We start from the raw sequence: 16476 nt of genomic DNA on the forward strand, positions 1-16476 counted from the left end.
CGGAGCGTGGAGGCTGGCGGGAGTTGTAACCGCTCAGATTTGCTGAACGCGGTGAGCGGTGATCGAAGTGGCTCAGGGCTGTGTTTCCGTCGCGGTTGGTCGCGATGGGCGGATCCTGGTGTAGATCATGGCAACTGGTGTGAGCAGCAGCCCGGCGACAGTGATGGCGGTGGAGACTGAGGTGCGGTTCGCGAGAGCGCCGAGGGTCGGTCCGCCGACGACTTGGCCAAGGGCGTCGGCCTGGCTGGTGATCGAAATTGTGGTTGATCGGGCCTGTGAATCGATGTTGCGGTTGAGCCACGCCGATTGCACCGGATAGGTGATATTGCTGGCCGCGTCGCGGATCCACATAGCAATGAGCGCGGGCCATAGGGATCCTACGATTGCGAAACCGATGACTCCGCCGGCCTGAACGAGTGTGAGCGCAGCGAGCAGACGGTGGGGGTGGAGCGCGTTGATTCTGTCTGCGGCCAGGTTGTTCGCGACAAGGCTGGCGGCGAGGGAGATCAGCGCCCCGATCAGCGCGAACAGGGTGAACCAGGTCGTTGTGCTGTGGAGCGCGCCAGTGGCGGGCAGGTGGAAGGCGTCGAAGATGTGAATCGTCCATAGGCGGTCGAAGACCTCGGACGATGCGCCGGCGATAAGAGCAACGATGGTGAGTGAGCGCACGACCCCGGGTCGTCTAGCCGCATGAAGGCCGACCCGGAACGTGTCTTTCATGAGCGCCCAGGTGGGGCGGTCGCTGCTGGCGGTGCGCTCGAACCGGGTCTCGGGCATCAACGGGGCCATCACGATGGCCAGCATCAGGTATCCAGCGCCGGCGACCAGCATCGGTAGTCGAAGGTCGACCTGGGCCAATGCGCCGGCGATGAGGATGCCGATGAAGGTCAGCGCGAGGTGCTGCTGTTGGTAGCGGGTGAACAGTGGCTGCACGGCGTCGGCACCGATTTCGTCGGTGATCCAGGCGTCCACGGCCCCTGAGATAAAGGTGAAACCGAGGCCCCAGATGACTTGCGCCAGCATGATCGGCCAGAACGAGGGGAAGATGCCCTGCAGGAGGATCCCGGCCCCCACCACCACGGCACCGATGAGCGCGGACAGTCGGCGTGAGTACACGTCAGCGACGATGCTTGTGGGGATTTCGAACAGGAAACAGGCGGCTTCCATCACCGCGCCGACGAGCAGCAACTGTGCGGGGTTGAGATGGACGACCTGCACTTGGTACAGGAGTGTGAGTGTGAAGGCGACGGTCTGTAGTAGTGACCAGCTGCCTTCCCACCACAGGTAGGCGGTGCGAGCAGGCAGCGGGCGACGACCAATGAACAATGGCACGATGACTGAGTCCTTGAGCAGACTGCGCGCGATGCACGCGCGACAGAGATCACGAAGTACTGAATGACCGTGCGCCAGTGGGCGCGTCGGCCTTCGGCAGGCTCATTGGAGCCTGTAGCCGTGGGTTTCGTGATGGGGCGCATCCAATCCGCGGAGCCGACGGCGTGCACGGCAACGGGACCTTACGAAGGAGCGCACTCTGCTCAAGCTGAACGACGCATGCCGCGACCATAGCGGGCCCTCAATTCTCCGAGCAACCGAAAATCGCTGCAGCACCCTCCGTGCGTTTCATCGACTTGTACGGCTTGCCGGTGAGCGCTTCCACCGGCCCTCAGGCTGGTGGTGTGGTCCACAAGCTCATCGAGGTACCCGCGCCGGGAGGTGTTCAACGGACACCGTCGTCCGACAGCAACCGGTGCGGCACGCCGTGTGCCCTCCGTGCCTTGTCGCACACGGCGATCGCAGTCTCAGCGGCTTCGCCGGTGGCGACGTGGGAGGCGACTTGCCTGGGTCGACGACTTGATCATTTTCTCGAACGTATGTACGATGAGGTATGTCGATCACACCACTGCTGGCCGAGTCGGTGGTGGAGTCTGCCTCCAGTGCGGAGTTGTTGGAAGCGGCGGGTGTGTTGATGGTGCGGGCGTTCGAGGTGATCTGCGGTGATGCTCCCGGGTTGACCCGGGACGAACTCTTGGCGCAGGTCGAGGCCGTGCAGCGGGTGGCGAATTCGGTGGATGGTGCCCGGGTGGTGCGGATGGCGCAGGTCGCTTCGATTGAAGACGTCACCGACCTGTCCGGTGAGACCGAGGGTCCGCCGGTGACGTCGTGGGTGCGGCACCAGTTGGGGTGGACCAACGAGTGGGTCTCTTCCGAGATCGGGGCCCTGCTGGCGTGGGGTCCACGCCAAGCCGATACCCGCCTGGACCAAGCCTTGGACGCGGTCACGCTGACACCGAGACTGTTGCGGGAAGTCGGGGCTGGCCGGTTAGCGGCGGAGAAGATGCACAAGGTCACCGCCGGGTTGGGGTCCGCACCCACGGACGTGGCGGCAGCAGTCGAATCAGCACTCTTAGACCAGGGCATTGGTGGGTTGACCACCACGCAGATTGCCAGGCGGGTCCCGAGGATCCTGGCCGACCTCGACCCGACCGCAGCAGAAACCTCCGGTACGAAGACGAGGGAGCGTGAGGTTGGAGTGTCCTGTCGCGCTAGTCATGTGCCGGGGTTGAGTGAGATCAAGGTCGTGCTGGACTCAGCCCAAGCAGCGCGGATCATGTCCGCAGTCGAGCAACTGGCCCGGCAACTACACCACGACGCGGTCGAGGTGATCAGTTTGCCGCAATGCCGGGTCGATGCGTTGGTGGATCTGGTGTTGCAGAACGTCCACATCGACACCCACCTCACTTTCCAGGTCCCCGTCATGACCGGGGTATTCCCGGCCGACACCACCTCCGCGGCCTCTGTCGGCGACACCACCGCAACCACCACCGGAACTGGTGCGGCGACCGCTTTTGATGCTGCCGCGGCATGCGCCACTGCCACAGGGTCGGCATCCGCCGCAGCCGGTGTCGCTGGCACTGTCACCGGTGGTGCTGTGGTCGGTGGTGCTGTGGTCGGTGATGGTTCGGATACTGCCCGGGCACGGGTCGCGGCATTGTGTGACCGGTTGTTCCCCGACCCGCACACCATGGGCTGGACCCAGGTTCACCGCTGCGAGAACGACCCGCCACCACCCGACGACCAGGACGGGTGGACCCATGGAATGTCGCCGGAACCACCGGACGACGTCTTCGATGATGATCCTGACCATGAAATCGACTGGGACACCGCCCTGGCACACCTGGTCGAGTCGTTACCTGACCCGCCACTGGAAGGCGTCTTCACCGCCGACCCGCACTTCGGTGACTACCCCGACATTGGTGCCCCGACCGACCTGGTCACTGTGCCCAACACGGCCAACCTGGTCGCACCATCACGGCACGTCATGCCGTCGGCGTCAGCGCCGGCAATAGCGGGGGTGGGTCCGGTCATCGTGCCGGGCGTCGGCACGATCCTGCCCTCCCACGTCCACGCGTTGACCAGCACGCTGGGAGTGTCCCTGGCACGCACACTCCTGGACGCGACCACCGGTGTCCTGGTCCAAGCAACCTCCACCAAATACCGCCCCACCGCCGGCATCGCCCGATTCGTCAAAGACCGGGACCAGCACTGCCGGTTCCCCGGCTGCACCCAACCCGCCACCTACTGCGACGCCGACCACGTCACCCCCTGGCCGGGTGGTGCGACCACACCGGCGAACCTGCAGTGCCTGTGCCGGCATCATCACCGGGTCAAGCACCAAACCCGGTGGCAGGTCACCATGACCACCGAGGGTGTGTGCACCTGGACCAGTCCTGGCGGACGCGAATACCTCACCCGACCCGCCGACTGAACTAGACAGACACGGTCGCCGACTGACGTGCACGGGAACGCGACCACCTGATTGAACCGGCGCCTCACCTAATCGCTCCACTGATACGCGGTCGAATCGCGGGCGCGTGAACTGTCGCGGGTTGAGCCGTCGCGACAGTTGTCCGGGCTCGTCTTGGCCACAATTCCCGCTGATCGCGGCGATCGAAGCGCAACACAGGTGGACAGGTCCGAAGGGCAGGCCGTGTCCCTGGTTAGGCTTCCGGCGTGTCATCTGGGTTGACCGGCTATCTCGTGCTGGCAGGTGTGGGCGTCGTCGGCGCCCTGCTTTTCGCTGCCTCGATGACCGCGCGACGCCTGTTGGCGCCCCGCGCACCGAGCCCGGCGAAGCTGACGACCTACGAGTCGGGCGTCGATCCGGTCACCGGTGGCTGGGCCCAGAGTCACATCCGCTACGTCGCCTACGCCTTTCTGTATGTCGTCTTCGCCGTCGATGCGGTCTACCTCTTCCCCTGGGCGCTGGTGCTGCGCAATCACCGCCTCGGCGTCGTCAGCCTGGTCGAGATGGGCATCTTCATCGCGGTCGTGCTCGTCGGCCTGCTGCACGCCGCACGTCGTGGCCTGCTGACCTGGTCGGACCACAAGGAGCCGCAGTGACCACCGACCTGCCCATGCCCCGTGTCGGCGCCGCGCAAGTGGCGGCGCCCAAGCCGATGCGCTTGGTGCTCAACTGGGGCCGGCGCTACTCGCTGTGGGTCTTCAACTTCGGACTCGCTTGCTGCGCCATCGAATTCATCGCGGCGTCGATGGCCCGCCACGACTTCATCCGACTCGGCGTGATCCCGTTCGCACCCGGTCCGCGCCAGGCCGACCTCATGGTGGTCTCCGGCACCGTCACCGACAAGATGGCGCCGGCCGTCCGCCGCCTCTACGACCAGATGCCCGAACCGAAATACGTCATCAGCTTCGGCGCCTGCAGCAACTCCGGCGGCCCTTACTGGGACTCCTACTGCGTGACCAAGGGCGTCGACCAACTGATCCCGGTCGACGTCTACGTGCCGGGGTGCCCGCCGCGCCCGGAGGCCCTGCTCAACGGGATCCTCGTGCTGCAGCAGCAGATCGCCGGCGAGAAGCTGCGCGGCCGTGCGCTGCGTGACCGCCTCGGTCCGTATGCCGGTCGTCGCGTCTCCGCGGCAGAGGTCTCCAGGCCGCTCGTCGCGCCACCGGAGGTAGCTCAGTGACCGATGAGGCGAGTGCTGCGGCATACCAAATCCCTTGGAAGACATGTGAATTCGGTGACTGGTCCGCCACTCTCGAGCAGCAACGCGAGGACGGTTTCACCTTTTTCGACTTCATCACTGCGGTCGACGAGACCGACGCCGAGCCCGCCGGATTCGACGTCGTCGCCCACCTGTATGACGTGACGCCCGGCCACCTGCGCGAGATTTTCGTGCGCACCCGCGTGCCGGACGGTCAGGCGATTGCGAGCGTGACCAGCCTCTGGCCGGGCGCCGCATGGCACGAGCGCGAGACCCACGAGATGTTCGGCATCGCCTTCGAGGGATTCACCGACGCCAGCGGGTCCGGGCTGCGCCCGCTGCTGCTGCCGGACGGTTTCGACGGCACGCCCCTGCGCAAGTCGTTCGTCCTCGTGGCTCGCGCGAGCAAGCCATGGCCCGGCGCCAAGGAGCCCGGTGGAGACAGCAAGGACGGCAAACCGGCACGCGCGCCGCGTCGTCGCATGCAGCCTCCGGGCGTCCCCGACGAGAGTTGGGGGCCGCGATGATTTCGGCCGAAAACCGTTGCCATCCAGCCAAATCGGGTGATCGGGCGTGACTCTCTCAGAGATCGTCGTGCGCGCCGTCTGCGTGTTGGTGGCCTTCCTGGTGCTGCCCTTGCTGGTCGGGCAGACCGAGCACAAGGTCATGGCTCACATGCAAGGCCGCCTCGGGCCGATGGAGGCCGGTGGCTTCCACGGCTGGGCGCAACTGGTCGCCGACGGCATCAAGTTCTCGCAGAAGGAGGACATCGTCCCGCTGGCGGCTGACAAGCGGGTCTTCCGCCTTGCGCCGGCCCTCGGAATCGTCGCTTACCTGCTGGCGCTGGCCGTCATACCGTTCGGTCCCGGGTTCTACGGCGCCACCGTGCCGGCGAGTCTCGTGTTCTTGCTGGCGGTGACCGGCTTCGGCACCGTCGGCACCCTGATGGCCGGGTGGTCCAGCGGCAACAAGTACGCCCTGCTCGGCGGTCTGCGCAGCGCGGCCCAATTGGTGTCGTACGAGTTGCCGTTGATCCTGACGTGCGCATCCTTCGCGATCGCCGCCGGTTCCCTGTCGCTGACCGGCATCCTGCACGCTTGGTCGCCGTGGTGGCTGCTGTGGCAGTTGCCCGGCGCGGTCGTGCTCGTGGTGGCGGCCACCGCCGAGTTGCAGCGGCCGCCGTTCGACATGCCGGTCGCCGACTCCGAGCTGGTGATGGGTCCCTATACCGAATACACCGGGCTCCGCTTCGCGCTGTTCCTGCTGGCGGAGTACGCCGGCATCGTCGTCATGTCGCTGCTGCTGTCGGTGCTCTATCTCGGCGGCTGGCACGGGCCGTTCCCCGGAACGGTCGGCTGGCTGTGGACCCTGCTCAAGGGTTTCGTCATCGCCGTGCTGATCATCTGGGTGCGCGTCGCCTGGCCGCGGCTGAGGGAGGACCAACTGCAACGGGTGGCCTGGCTCGGACTCGTGCCGATCGCGTTGTTCCAACTGGCATTGACCGCAGTCGTCGTGGTGGTGATGAACCGATGAGCACATTCCTGTCCGGTCTGGCCAAGGGCATGGCGACGACCGCGCGCACGATGACGCAGCACGCGCACACCCAGCAGTACCCACACGTGCACCCTGACCTGCCCAACCGCAGCCGCGGCGTCATCGCCCTGCTGGAGGAGAACTGCACCTCCTGCATGCTCTGCGCGCGCGAGTGCCCCGACTGGTGCATCTACATCGACTCGCACAAGGAGACCGTCGAACCCGGCCCCGAGGGCGGCCGGGCGCGCCAGCACAACGTGCTCGACCGGTTCGCGATCGACTTCAGCCTGTGCATGTACTGCGGCATCTGCATCGACGTCTGCCCGTTCGACGCGCTGTTCTGGAGCCCGGAGTTCGAATACTCCGAGACCGACATCCGCAACCTGCTGCACGAGAAGGACAAGCTCGGCGAGTGGATGCCGACGGTGCCACCGCCGGAGGCCACGGCCGTCATCGCCACTGATGTCACAGCCGTCGCCGCTTCGACCGCTGCCCCTGACTCCGCGCCGGTCGACTCCCCAGCCGTCGATGCCGATCCGGGTGAGACACCGTGACGACATACGACGTGTTGTTCACCATCGCCGGGGTCATCAGCGCCGGCTCCGGGATCCTCGCCGTCGGCACCAAACACCTCGTGCACGCCGCGCTGTGGCTCGTCGTCAGCCTGACCGCGTTGTGCGGCTGCTACCTCGTGCTCGGCGCCGAACTCGTCGCCCTCGTGCAACTCCTGGTGTATGTCGGTGCCGTCGTCGTCCTCGTGCTCTTCGCGTTGATGCTCACCCGGGCCCCGATCGGCCGCAGCCACGACCACGACACGTCCCTGCTGCAGCGCGCGGCGGCCCTCGTCGTCGGCGCCGCCACCGCGGCCCTGCTCGCAGCGGTCCTGGTCGCTGCCTTCGGCACCCAGACCGTCGCTATCCATGGAGGCACCAGCCAGCAGCTCGCCACCCAGTTGTTCGGCACCTGGGTGTGGCCCTTCGAGTTGCTGTCCGCCTTGCTGCTGGTCGCGCTCGTGGCCGCTCTCGCGTTGTCCCGCCTGCGGATTCGCACCCGCGCCGACGTCGAGGCGGGTCAGTCGTGATCCACCCGCTGCTGCCGTTCACGCTCGTCGGTCTGTTGTTCGGCATCGGGCTGTATGGCGTGCTCGCGCGCCGCAACGCCGTGCTCCTGCTGATCGGCGTCGAGCTCATGCTGGCCGCCTCCGGACTGCTGTTCGTGACCGTCGGATCGCTGACCACCGATGCGATGCGCTCCGGTCAGGTGCTCACGATCTTCGTCATCACCATCGCGGCCGCCGAGATCGCGGTCGCGCTCGCGGTGGTGCTGGCGGTCTTCCGGGCCCGCGGCACCATCGATCTCGCCCAGGCGGGTGAGGACGACTGATGCGCGCCTCCACCGTGCTCGCTTCTTCCGTGTTCGATCAGCACACACTCGCGCTGCACCTCGGCATCCAGCCCAGCCATCTTGCGATCCTGCTGCCCGCAGCGGTCGCCGCCCTGGTCGTGCTCGTCACCCGCGGCAGTTCACGTGCAGCCTTCGTCGTCGCCGCAACCGGCAGCTTCCTCGGGCTGCTCGCGGCGATCGCGCTGCTCGCACAACAGGTCAAAGGCGGCGCAGTCGTCGACCCTCGCACCATCGGCGCGCTGCCGGTCGGCACGGATCTCGGCATACCGCTGCGGCTACACGTGAACGACCTCGCGGCTCTGGTCTCGGTGGCCGTCGCGCTGGTGTCGTGGACTGTGCAACTGTTCGCACGCTGGTACCTGTTCAGCGACCCGCGCTATCGCCAGTTCGCAGCAACGGTGGGCCTGTTCACGGCCGCGATGCAACTGGTCGTGCTCTCGGGCGACGTCCTGCTGACCGTCGTCGGTTGGGAACTCATGGGCTGGTGCTCGTATCTGCTGATCGGTCACGAGTCCGAGCGGGGGAAGGCCAGACGTGCGGCATACAAGGCGTTCATCGTCACCCGGTTGGCCGATGCACCCTTCCTCGTCGGCCTGGTGGCACTGGCCATCGGAGCCCACAGCACCTCGATCAGCGCCATCGTCACGCACTGGAGCACGGTCGCCCACGATCACCACGCAGCGCTCGCCGCGGCGATGATCTGCATCGTGTGCGGAGTGGCCGGCAAATCCGCGCAGTTCCCGTTCCAGGACTGGCTGCCCGACGCGATGGAGGGCCCGACCCCGGCCTCGGCGCTCATCCACGCCGCCACCATGGTCGCCGCCGGCACCGTCGTCCTCGCCAGCCTGCTGCCGCTGCTCGAGCGCTCCGACCCCGCGCGACTGGTGCTGACGATCTCGGCCGCGATTTCCACCGTGCTCGCCGCCGTCCTCGCGTTCTGCCAGCACGATCTGAAGAAACTCCTCGCATGGTCCACCGTCTCGCAGGTCGGTCTGATGTTGCTGGGCCTGGCGGTCATGCCGGTCGGTGGCACGGCATCGCTCGGCATCGAGCACCTGCTGGCCCACGCAATGTTCAAGGCGTTGCTCTTCCTCACCTTCGGCTGGCTGGCCGTGCTCGCGGGCGGCACTGCAGTCGAACGCTTCTCGGGCGCGCTCAACCGGCATCGCGGCCCACGCACCCTGGTCGGCATCGGACTGCTGTCCCTCGCCGGAGTCCCGCCGCTGATGGGCTTCGTGTCCAAGGACCTCATCGTCGACCAGGCCGCCCGGCAGGCGGTCGACGGCAGCCTGGTGGGGCAGATCGCGTTCGTCGCACTGATCTGCGTGGTCGCGCTGACGGCGGCATACACCACGCGGGTCTGGCTGATCCTCACCCGCCGCACGGGCAGCCAGCGAGTGCAGACGCTGCGCGCGATCGAGGACTCCTACGACGTGCGCGACGTCGGCATCGTCGAGATGCTGGTCGGCTCCGCCCCGGTCGACGCCCACGGCCGTCCGGTCGAGATCCCCGAGCCGGAGCCCGAGCCGGAGCCTGTGTATGACGACGAACCCGACCCCTCCGTTCCCAGGCCCGGCGCCGGTGCCCGCGCCGGGCTGCAACTGCTGGCGATCTTCGCGATCGTCGGCGGTGCGCTGGTCTTCACTCCGCTGCTCGACATCGACTGGCGGCACTCCGACGGGTGGCTCATCGCGGCCGCTCTCGTGCTGATGGCCGCCGTCGCCCTGCTGGTCCGGTGGATGTCGATCGGCACCGTGTATGGCGATGCCGCCGCCCGGTTGCCGCTGCCGTTGCGCAGCAGCGCCTCCCGTGGCCTGGATGTCGATGCTGTCTACCAGCGTGCCGTCGCTCGCCCGGTGCTGGCGCTGGCCCACGCGGTCAGTGGTGTGGAGAGTCGACTCGACCGCACCGTGCAGTCGGCACCCGCCGTCACCACTGCGCTGGCCCGCCGCGGCGCGTCCTGGCACACCCGCAAGCCCGAGACCGGTCTGGTCGCGGTCGCTCTCGGGCTGGTCATCGCCGCGCTGGTCGGAGCGACGCTGTGGTGATCGCGCTCCTTGCGGCACCGCTGGTGCCGATCGTCCTGGGGCTCGCCCTCATCGTGCTCGACCGGTCACCTCGCGTCATCGGCGCCCGGACGGCCTTCGTCGCAGCGATCGTCGCCACTCTCGTCGCCCTCGGCTGCTCGATCGCCGTCGCACGGCAACGGCCGACCCTCGACCAGGCATGGGTGCCGCAGATCGGGATGCGTCTGCACCTAGGTGTCGACGGCATCAGCGTGCCGTTGCTGCTGCTGACCGCCGCCGTCGGTGTGCTGGTCGTGTTGCATGCCCGGCACGAGCAGCCCGGCGGCGGCACTCCCGGCACCTACTTCGGCTGCCTGCTGCTGGTCATCGGCGGCGGCATCGCCAGCTTCGTGGTGCAGGACGCCATCAGCTTCTTCCTGGCATTCGAGGTCGTGCTGATCCCGATGTGGGTGCTCGTCAACCGCTTCGGCGACCCGCGCGACGCCGACGAAAGATCACGCGCCGCAACGACATTCGTGCTCTACACGGTCCTCGGGTCGACGCTCATGCTGGTCGGCATCCTGGCTCTGGTGACCTCGGCCGGCACCTCCGACCTGACCCAGCTGGCGCACCACCACCTGTCCGCCGGCCGGCAGACCATCATCGCGGTGATCCTGCTCGTCGGTCTGGGTATCAAGGTGCCGCTGTGGCCGTTGCACTCCTGGCTGCCGCGCGCGCATACGGTCGCGCCCACCGCGGCGTCAATGCTGCTCGCCGCGGTGCTGCTCAAGATGGGAACGTATGGCGTGGTGCGCCTCGTGATCGCGCCGTTGCCCGAAGGCGTGCAGCGGCTTGCGCCATACGTCGGCACGCTCGCCGTGATCGGCATCGTCTGGGGCGGTCTGGTCTGCCTTGTGGAGCGCAGTCTCAAGCGCCTGATCGCATGGTCGTCCGTCGCCCACATGGGTTTCGTGATGCTCGCCCTGATGAGTGGAACGGTGATCGGTGTACAGGCGGCGTTGTTCGCCAACATCGCCCACGGCATCGCTTCGGCGCTGCTGTTCGCGGTGGTCGGCGGGCTCAAGAAGCGTTGGGGCGGCGACGATCTCGACACCGCTCGACGTGCCTTGCGCGACGCGTCACCGCGGTTGTCGCTGGCCCTGGTCATCGGCCTGGCGGCCTCGTTGGGACTACCCGGACTGGCCGGATTCTGGGGTGAGGCGCTGACCATCCTGGGCGCGTGGAACCCCGGCGGTGACCGTTCCACGCTGTGGTTCCGCGTGCTGGCCGCGGTTGCGGTGCTGGGCGCAGTGCTGGGCGCGGCGTACTGCCTGCGTGTGCTGCGCATCGTCTGGATGGGTGACACCGAACGCACCGCGCCCGCCGAACCCGAGGTCGCCACCGACGCGCGCGGCGTCGAGATCGTCGTGCTCGGCACGCTCGCGCTCGCGACCATCGTGCTGGGAGTCCTGCCCACCATGCTGCTGCACACCACGTCCGGGGCAGTCACCCATCTGGTCTCGGCGGTGCTGCGATGACGATCAGTTACGACTGGTGGCTGCTGGCGCCGGTGCTCGTTCCGGCGGTCGGAGCCGTGCTGCTGCTCGTGCTCGACGCGATCGCGCCACGCCTGGGCCGGGCCCACTGGTGGCTCGCGACCGTCCTGCTGCTTGCCGCGGCCGCGACCGTCGTCATGCGTATGCCGCACGGCGACGCCACTCGCCAGACGCTGTGCGTGCGTGGCGGCTCATGCTTCTACGCGCTGGACCACGTCGGTGCCGGATTGCAACTGGCTGCACTGGTCGGAGCCGCCGTGATCGCGCTGCTCGCCGGGCCGATCCGGGTTCCGGCTGAACGAGCGGCCGTGCAGGCAGTGCTCCTGCTGGCGTCGGCGGCGGGCGCCGCCGGCGTCGCCGGCGCGCGTGACCTGGGCTCATGGCTGGTGCTGCTGGAGCTTGCGACGATCCCCTCGATCGCCTTGGTGGCGCTGCGGGGTCGGCGATCGGCGACCGACGGATCGCTCGCGCTGCTGACGACCGCGCTGGTGAGCTTCGCCATCACCGTCATGGGTGCAGCGCTGTGGTTCGCCGCCACCGGCTCGGCGATGATCGACAGCGCTGCCGTGCAGACCGCGATCTCCGACCCGGACAACCGGCGCGTGCTGATCCTGGCGATCATGTTCATCGTCGCGGGGCTGGCCTTCAAGCTCTCGCTGGTTCCCTTCCACACCTGGACCCCCGAGGCCTTCGGCGGCGCATCGGTGCCGATCGGCGGATTCCTGGCGGTCACGTCCAAGGTGGCCGCGCTCTCGGCATTGCTCGTCATCTTCCGGACGGTCCCGCTGATCGGATCATCGTCGATGGTGACCGTCGCCGTGCTGGCGGGCCTGTCGATGACCGTCGGCAACGTCATGGCTTTGCGTGAGCGGCAGACCCTGCGCTTCCTGGCCTGGTCGACGGTGTCGCAGGCCGGCTGGGTCGTGCTGCCGCTCGCATCGACCGCTGGTTCGGCGATCCGGGCATCCGCTGGCTACCTGCTGGTCTACGTGCTCGCGACGATCGTGGTCTTCGCGGTCGTCACGGCGCTGGCGCATGCCGACGGCCGCGACGAGGCGACGGCGCTTGCGTCATACGGCGGGTTGTTCCGTCGCCGGCCGCTGCTGGCGCTCACGCTGTCCTTGGCGCTGCTGGCGTTGATGGGGCTGCCACCCGCGCTCGTCGGCCTGGTCGCCAAGGTGCTGGCCTTCGAACCGGTCGTCGGCTCCTCGATGTGGCCCCTGGCGATCGTCGCCGCCGTCAACGCGATGCTCGGTGTGGCGGTCTATCTGCGTTGGCTGCGGATCCTGTTCGGTGCCCGCCGCGAACCGGTTCATGCCGGGCAGGTCCACCCGGTGCACCAGGTCGTGCTGCTGCTCGGTCTCGTCGCGCTGGCCGTCACGAGCGTCGCTCCCGGGCTGCTGCTGGGACTCGTCGGCCACTGAGACCGGGCCTGGAACAAAGGGCACGCAGCCAGGCGTTTTGCCCGATATGCACCATCACTTCAACGGCCTGAAGACCGCCGCCCTCTTCGGCGGCATCTGGGCGATCCTGCTCGCGATCGGCGCGCTGGTCGCAGGAGGCCGCTACATCTGGATCTTCGCGCTCATCGGTGTCGCGACAACGGCATACAGCTACTGGAATTCCGACAAGATCGCGATCAAGGCGATGCGCGCCTATCCGGTCAGCGAGATCCAGGCTCCGGTGATGTACCGCATCGTGCGCGAGTTGTCGACGGCGGCCGGCAAGCCGATGCCGCAGCTCTACGTCTCGCCCACCCAGGCGCCGAATGCCTTCGCCACCGGCCGCAATCCGCAGCACGCCGCCGTGTGCTGCACCGAGGGCATCCTGCAACTGCTGGACGAGCGCGAACTGCGCGGCGTGCTCGGCCACGAGCTCATGCACGTCTACAACCGCGACATCCTGACCTCCTCGATCGCCGCCGCGCTCGCCGGCATCATCACCTCGGTGGCGCAGATGATGATGTTCTTCGGCATGTTCGGCGGAGGCGGTAACAACGACGAGGACCGTCCCAACCCGATCGCGATGCTGGCCATGGCCTTCCTCGCGCCGGTCGCCGCGAGCGTTATACAGATGGCGATCAGCCGGACCCGCGAGTACGACGCCGACGAGGACGGCTCCAAGCTCACCGGCGATCCGCTCGCACTGGCGTCGGCGCTGCGTAAGTTGGAGGCCGGTACCGCTGCTGTGCCGCTCGCACCCGAACCCAAGGTCGTCAACGCCAGCCACATGATGATCGCCAATCCCTTTCGCGCGCAGGATGTTTCGCGGTGGATGTCGACACACCCGCCGACAGAGGCTCGCATCAAGAGACTTGAGGACCAGGCATACGGCCGACAGATCCGCTGAGGTGACAAGCTACGGGTCATGGCACCTCTGACTCGTACCGAAGCGCAGGAACGCGCCGCCCTCATCGACGTGACCAACTACGAGCTGCACCTCGACCTTGATCGAGGTGATGAGCACTTCGGCTCGAGCAGCCGGATCCGGTTCACCAGCACCAGACCGGGCGCCGCGACCTTCCTCGATCTGAAGGCGCACAGTGTGGAGTCGATCTGGTTCAACGACGGACCGATCGACCCGGCTACCGTGCGTGACGGCCGGGTCGTGCTGGCCGACCTGCAGGCCGAGAACGAAGTCGTGGTCGAGGCGACGATGAGCTACGGCAACGACGGTCAGGGTTTGCACCGCTCGGTCGACCCGGCCGACGGGCGCCACTACGTCTACGGCATGTCCTTCCTGGATGCCGCGCCGCAGATCTACGCCTGCTTCGACCAGCCCGATCTCAAAGCGCCTTACGACGTGCTGGTTAACGCACCGCACGACTGGACCGTCGCCGGCAACGGCAGCGCCAGTCAGCATGAGCCAGGCGGCTGGCGCCTGGCGACGACCAAGCCGCTCTCGACCTACTTCTTCACCATCTGTGCCGGACCCTATGCCACCGTGCACGACCGGCACGACGGCATCGACATGTGGCTGCACGTGCGCCAGTCACTGGGGGAGCAGTTGCTGGAACAGGCCGACGAGATCTTCACGATCACCAAGCAGTCCTTCGACTACTACCACCGACTGTTCGGCATCAGGTATCCATGGGGCGACTACCACCAGTTCTTCGTGCCCGAGTTCAACGCCGGAGCGATGGAGAACCCCGGCTGCGTCACCCTCCGCGACGCCTTCATCTTTCGGGGTGCCTACACCCGTCAACGTCAGCTGACTCGCGCCAACACGATCGCCCATGAGATGGCGCACATGTGGTTCGGCGACCTGGTGACGATGCAGTGGTGGGACGACCTGTGGCTCAACGAGTCGTTCGCCGAATACATGGCGCACCGCACGTTGGCGGACGCCACCGAGTATGACGATGCGTGGGTCGACTTCGGCATCGTCCGCAAGGTCTGGGGCTATGGCGTCGACCGCGGCCCGTCCACCCATCCGATCGCCGGTGCGCCCGCGCCCGACTCCGATTCGGCGCTGACCAATTTCGACGGCATCTCCTACGCCAAGGGCGCATCAGCGCTGCGGCAGCTGGCGGCATACGTCGGCGACGACGCCTTCGTCGCAGGGGTCCGGGATCACCTGACCACGCACAGTTTCGGCAACGCGACGATGCACGACTTCATCGGTTCGATGGAGCGCGCGAGTGGTCAGGATCTGTCGGAGTGGACCGCCGGCTGGTTGGGCACTGCGCAGGCGGACGAGCTGCGGCTCGACCTCACCAGCGAGGACGGCTCCGTCAGATCGGCGAACCTGGTGCGCTCGGCACCGGCAGCACACCCGGCGTCGCGGCCGCACGTGCTCGACATCGCGACTTTCACCGACGGCAAACAGACGGCACGTATGCCGATCCGCGCGACCTCCGACATCACGCCCGTCGAGGCGCTGGTCGGTCTGCCGACACCGTCGATCGTGCTGCCCAACGCGGGAGATCTGACCTGGGCCGAGGTGCGCCTCGACCCGGCGACCCTCGCGGCGCTGCCCACGCAGTTGCCGCTGATCGACGACGCGCTGGCGCGACTGACGGTGTGGTCGGCGCTCGTCGGCGGTATCGCGCGTGCCGAGGTCGACCCGCGTCAGGTGGCCGAGGTGTTCGCAGCGGCGTGGCCGAGCGAGAGCAACACGTCGATCACCGGATTCATCGCGGCGTGGGCCGGCGTGAGATTGCCGTATTGGTATGTCGCAGAAGGTGATTCGGCCGCTGTCGAGCGTCAACTGGCAGGCGCCGGTGCGCAACGACTGGCGGCGGTCGACCCGGCGTCCTCGGACGCGCTGGTGGCTGCATCCCTGATCGTGGCGACCACCGACGACGCCGATCTGCTGGCGCGTTGGGCTGCCAACGACGATCGTCCCGCGATCGCGTGCGGTGATGACGACTTCGGCTGGACCGTGGTGAAGCGCCAGGCACTGCTCGGTCTCATCGACGAGGCCGTCATCGATGCCGCCGCGCAACGCGACAACAGCATGTCCGGCAAGCTGTCCGCCCTCGGTGCGCGCGCTGCGCTGCCGAGCGCCGACGCCAAGCAGTGGGCGTGGGAGCAACTGGTCGGTGACCAGCCGTTGTCGAACTACGAGGCCAGCGCCATTGGGGGCGCGTTCTTCGGCGGCGCCGGTCAGGTCGAGGGGGTGCGGGAGGTGCTTGCGCCATACGTGCCCAGGTATTTCAGCGACCTGCCCAGACTGGCCGGCAAGTATGGCGAGATGGCTCTCGCGAACCTCGTGCACCTCTCGTTCCCGGCACAGTTGGCGGATCCGTCGGTGGCCGCCGAGGCGCGTCGCGCGCTGGAGTCCGGGGAGTTGACCGCCGGCATTCGCCGGGCGTTCGTCGACGGACTCGACGAATTGGAGCGCGTCATCGCTTCGCGCGCGGCGTTCAGCGGCTGACCGTCGCGCAGACCGAAGCGGTCACGGACCCGGGCTCGAGCGCGGACGCGGCTTCAACGGACGGTGCTCGAGGTCAACGAAGTCGCCGTGATCGCC

The 16476-nt window shown here is 67.4% G+C and carries 14 protein-coding genes; 13 read left to right on the top strand and 1 reads right to left on the bottom strand.

Translation table 11 applies throughout. From position 1 onward, the window contains the following. Positions 1-72 precede the first annotated feature (72 nt). Positions 73-1332 carry an MFS transporter gene (locus tag BKA23_RS01720; protein WP_170226327.1) on the bottom strand — a complete coding sequence of 420 codons (1260 nt, stop codon included), beginning with the start codon at positions 1330-1332 and terminating at the stop codon, positions 73-75. 553 nt (positions 1333-1885) lie between these two features. On the opposite strand from BKA23_RS01720, the gene BKA23_RS01725 reads away from it, so the two are divergent. From BKA23_RS01725 to pepN, 13 genes are all read left to right on the top strand, one after another. After that, entirely contained in the window at positions 1886-3766 is a 1881-nt protein-coding gene (locus BKA23_RS01725; RefSeq protein WP_246104401.1) for an HNH endonuclease signature motif containing protein, read from the top strand. A 257-nt stretch (positions 3767-4023) separates the two neighbouring features. Beyond that, positions 4024-4401: an NADH-quinone oxidoreductase subunit A gene (locus BKA23_RS01730; protein ID WP_145228090.1), complete on the top strand. Its 378-nt coding sequence runs from the start codon at positions 4024-4026 to the stop codon at positions 4399-4401. A 14-nt stretch (positions 4402-4415) separates the two neighbouring features. Next, positions 4416-4985 (top strand): NADH-quinone oxidoreductase subunit B, encoded by a 570-nt coding sequence (locus BKA23_RS01735; RefSeq protein ID WP_211841659.1) that lies wholly within the window; start codon positions 4416-4418, stop codon positions 4983-4985. After that, positions 4982-5530, top strand: a complete 549-nt coding sequence (locus BKA23_RS01740) for an NADH-quinone oxidoreductase subunit C (protein ID WP_246104403.1) — start codon at positions 4982-4984, stop codon at positions 5528-5530. Before BKA23_RS01735 ends, BKA23_RS01740 begins: the two co-directional genes overlap by 4 nt. 46 nt (positions 5531-5576) lie before the next feature. After that, complete coding sequence (locus BKA23_RS01745) at positions 5577-6536, top strand: complex I subunit 1/NuoH family protein (protein WP_145224927.1); 960 nt, start codon at positions 5577-5579, stop codon at positions 6534-6536. Next, the gene (locus BKA23_RS01750) at positions 6533-7090 is read left to right on the top strand and encodes a NuoI/complex I 23 kDa subunit family protein (protein ID WP_145224928.1); all 558 of its coding nucleotides are present in this window, start codon (positions 6533-6535) and stop codon (positions 7088-7090) included. The genes BKA23_RS01745 and BKA23_RS01750 overlap by 4 nt, the downstream gene beginning before the upstream one ends. After that, on the top strand, positions 7087-7617 hold the full coding sequence (locus BKA23_RS01755) for an NADH-quinone oxidoreductase subunit J family protein (RefSeq protein ID WP_145224930.1): 531 nt from the start codon (positions 7087-7089) through the stop codon (positions 7615-7617). Before BKA23_RS01750 ends, BKA23_RS01755 begins: the two co-directional genes overlap by 4 nt. Beyond that, the gene (nuoK, locus tag BKA23_RS01760) at positions 7614-7919 is read left to right on the top strand and encodes an NADH-quinone oxidoreductase subunit NuoK (RefSeq protein ID WP_145224931.1); all 306 of its coding nucleotides are present in this window, start codon (positions 7614-7616) and stop codon (positions 7917-7919) included. Before BKA23_RS01755 ends, nuoK begins: the two co-directional genes overlap by 4 nt. Continuing rightward, positions 7919-9988, top strand: coding sequence for an NADH-quinone oxidoreductase subunit 5 family protein (locus tag BKA23_RS01765; protein ID WP_145224933.1), 2070 nt, complete (start codon positions 7919-7921; stop codon positions 9986-9988). The genes nuoK and BKA23_RS01765 overlap by 1 nt, the downstream gene beginning before the upstream one ends. Beyond that, positions 9982-11484: a complex I subunit 4 family protein gene (locus BKA23_RS01770; protein ID WP_145224935.1), complete on the top strand. Its 1503-nt coding sequence runs from the start codon at positions 9982-9984 to the stop codon at positions 11482-11484. The genes BKA23_RS01765 and BKA23_RS01770 overlap by 7 nt, the downstream gene beginning before the upstream one ends. Further along, positions 11481-12926 carry an NADH-quinone oxidoreductase subunit N gene (locus BKA23_RS01775; RefSeq protein WP_145224937.1) on the top strand — a complete coding sequence of 482 codons (1446 nt, stop codon included), beginning with the start codon at positions 11481-11483 and terminating at the stop codon, positions 12924-12926. The genes BKA23_RS01770 and BKA23_RS01775 overlap by 4 nt, the downstream gene beginning before the upstream one ends. 46 nt (positions 12927-12972) lie before the next feature. Next, positions 12973-13851, top strand: coding sequence for a zinc metalloprotease HtpX (htpX, locus tag BKA23_RS01780; protein WP_145224939.1), 879 nt, complete (start codon positions 12973-12975; stop codon positions 13849-13851). Positions 13852-13869: 18 nt separating this feature from the next. After that, complete coding sequence (gene pepN, locus BKA23_RS01785) at positions 13870-16380, top strand: aminopeptidase N (protein WP_145224941.1); 2511 nt, start codon at positions 13870-13872, stop codon at positions 16378-16380. Positions 16381-16476 lie beyond the last annotated feature (96 nt).

Source organism: Rudaeicoccus suwonensis, assembly GCF_007829035.1.
Classification (GTDB): Bacteria; Actinomycetota; Actinomycetes; order Actinomycetales; family Dermatophilaceae; genus Rudaeicoccus; species Rudaeicoccus suwonensis.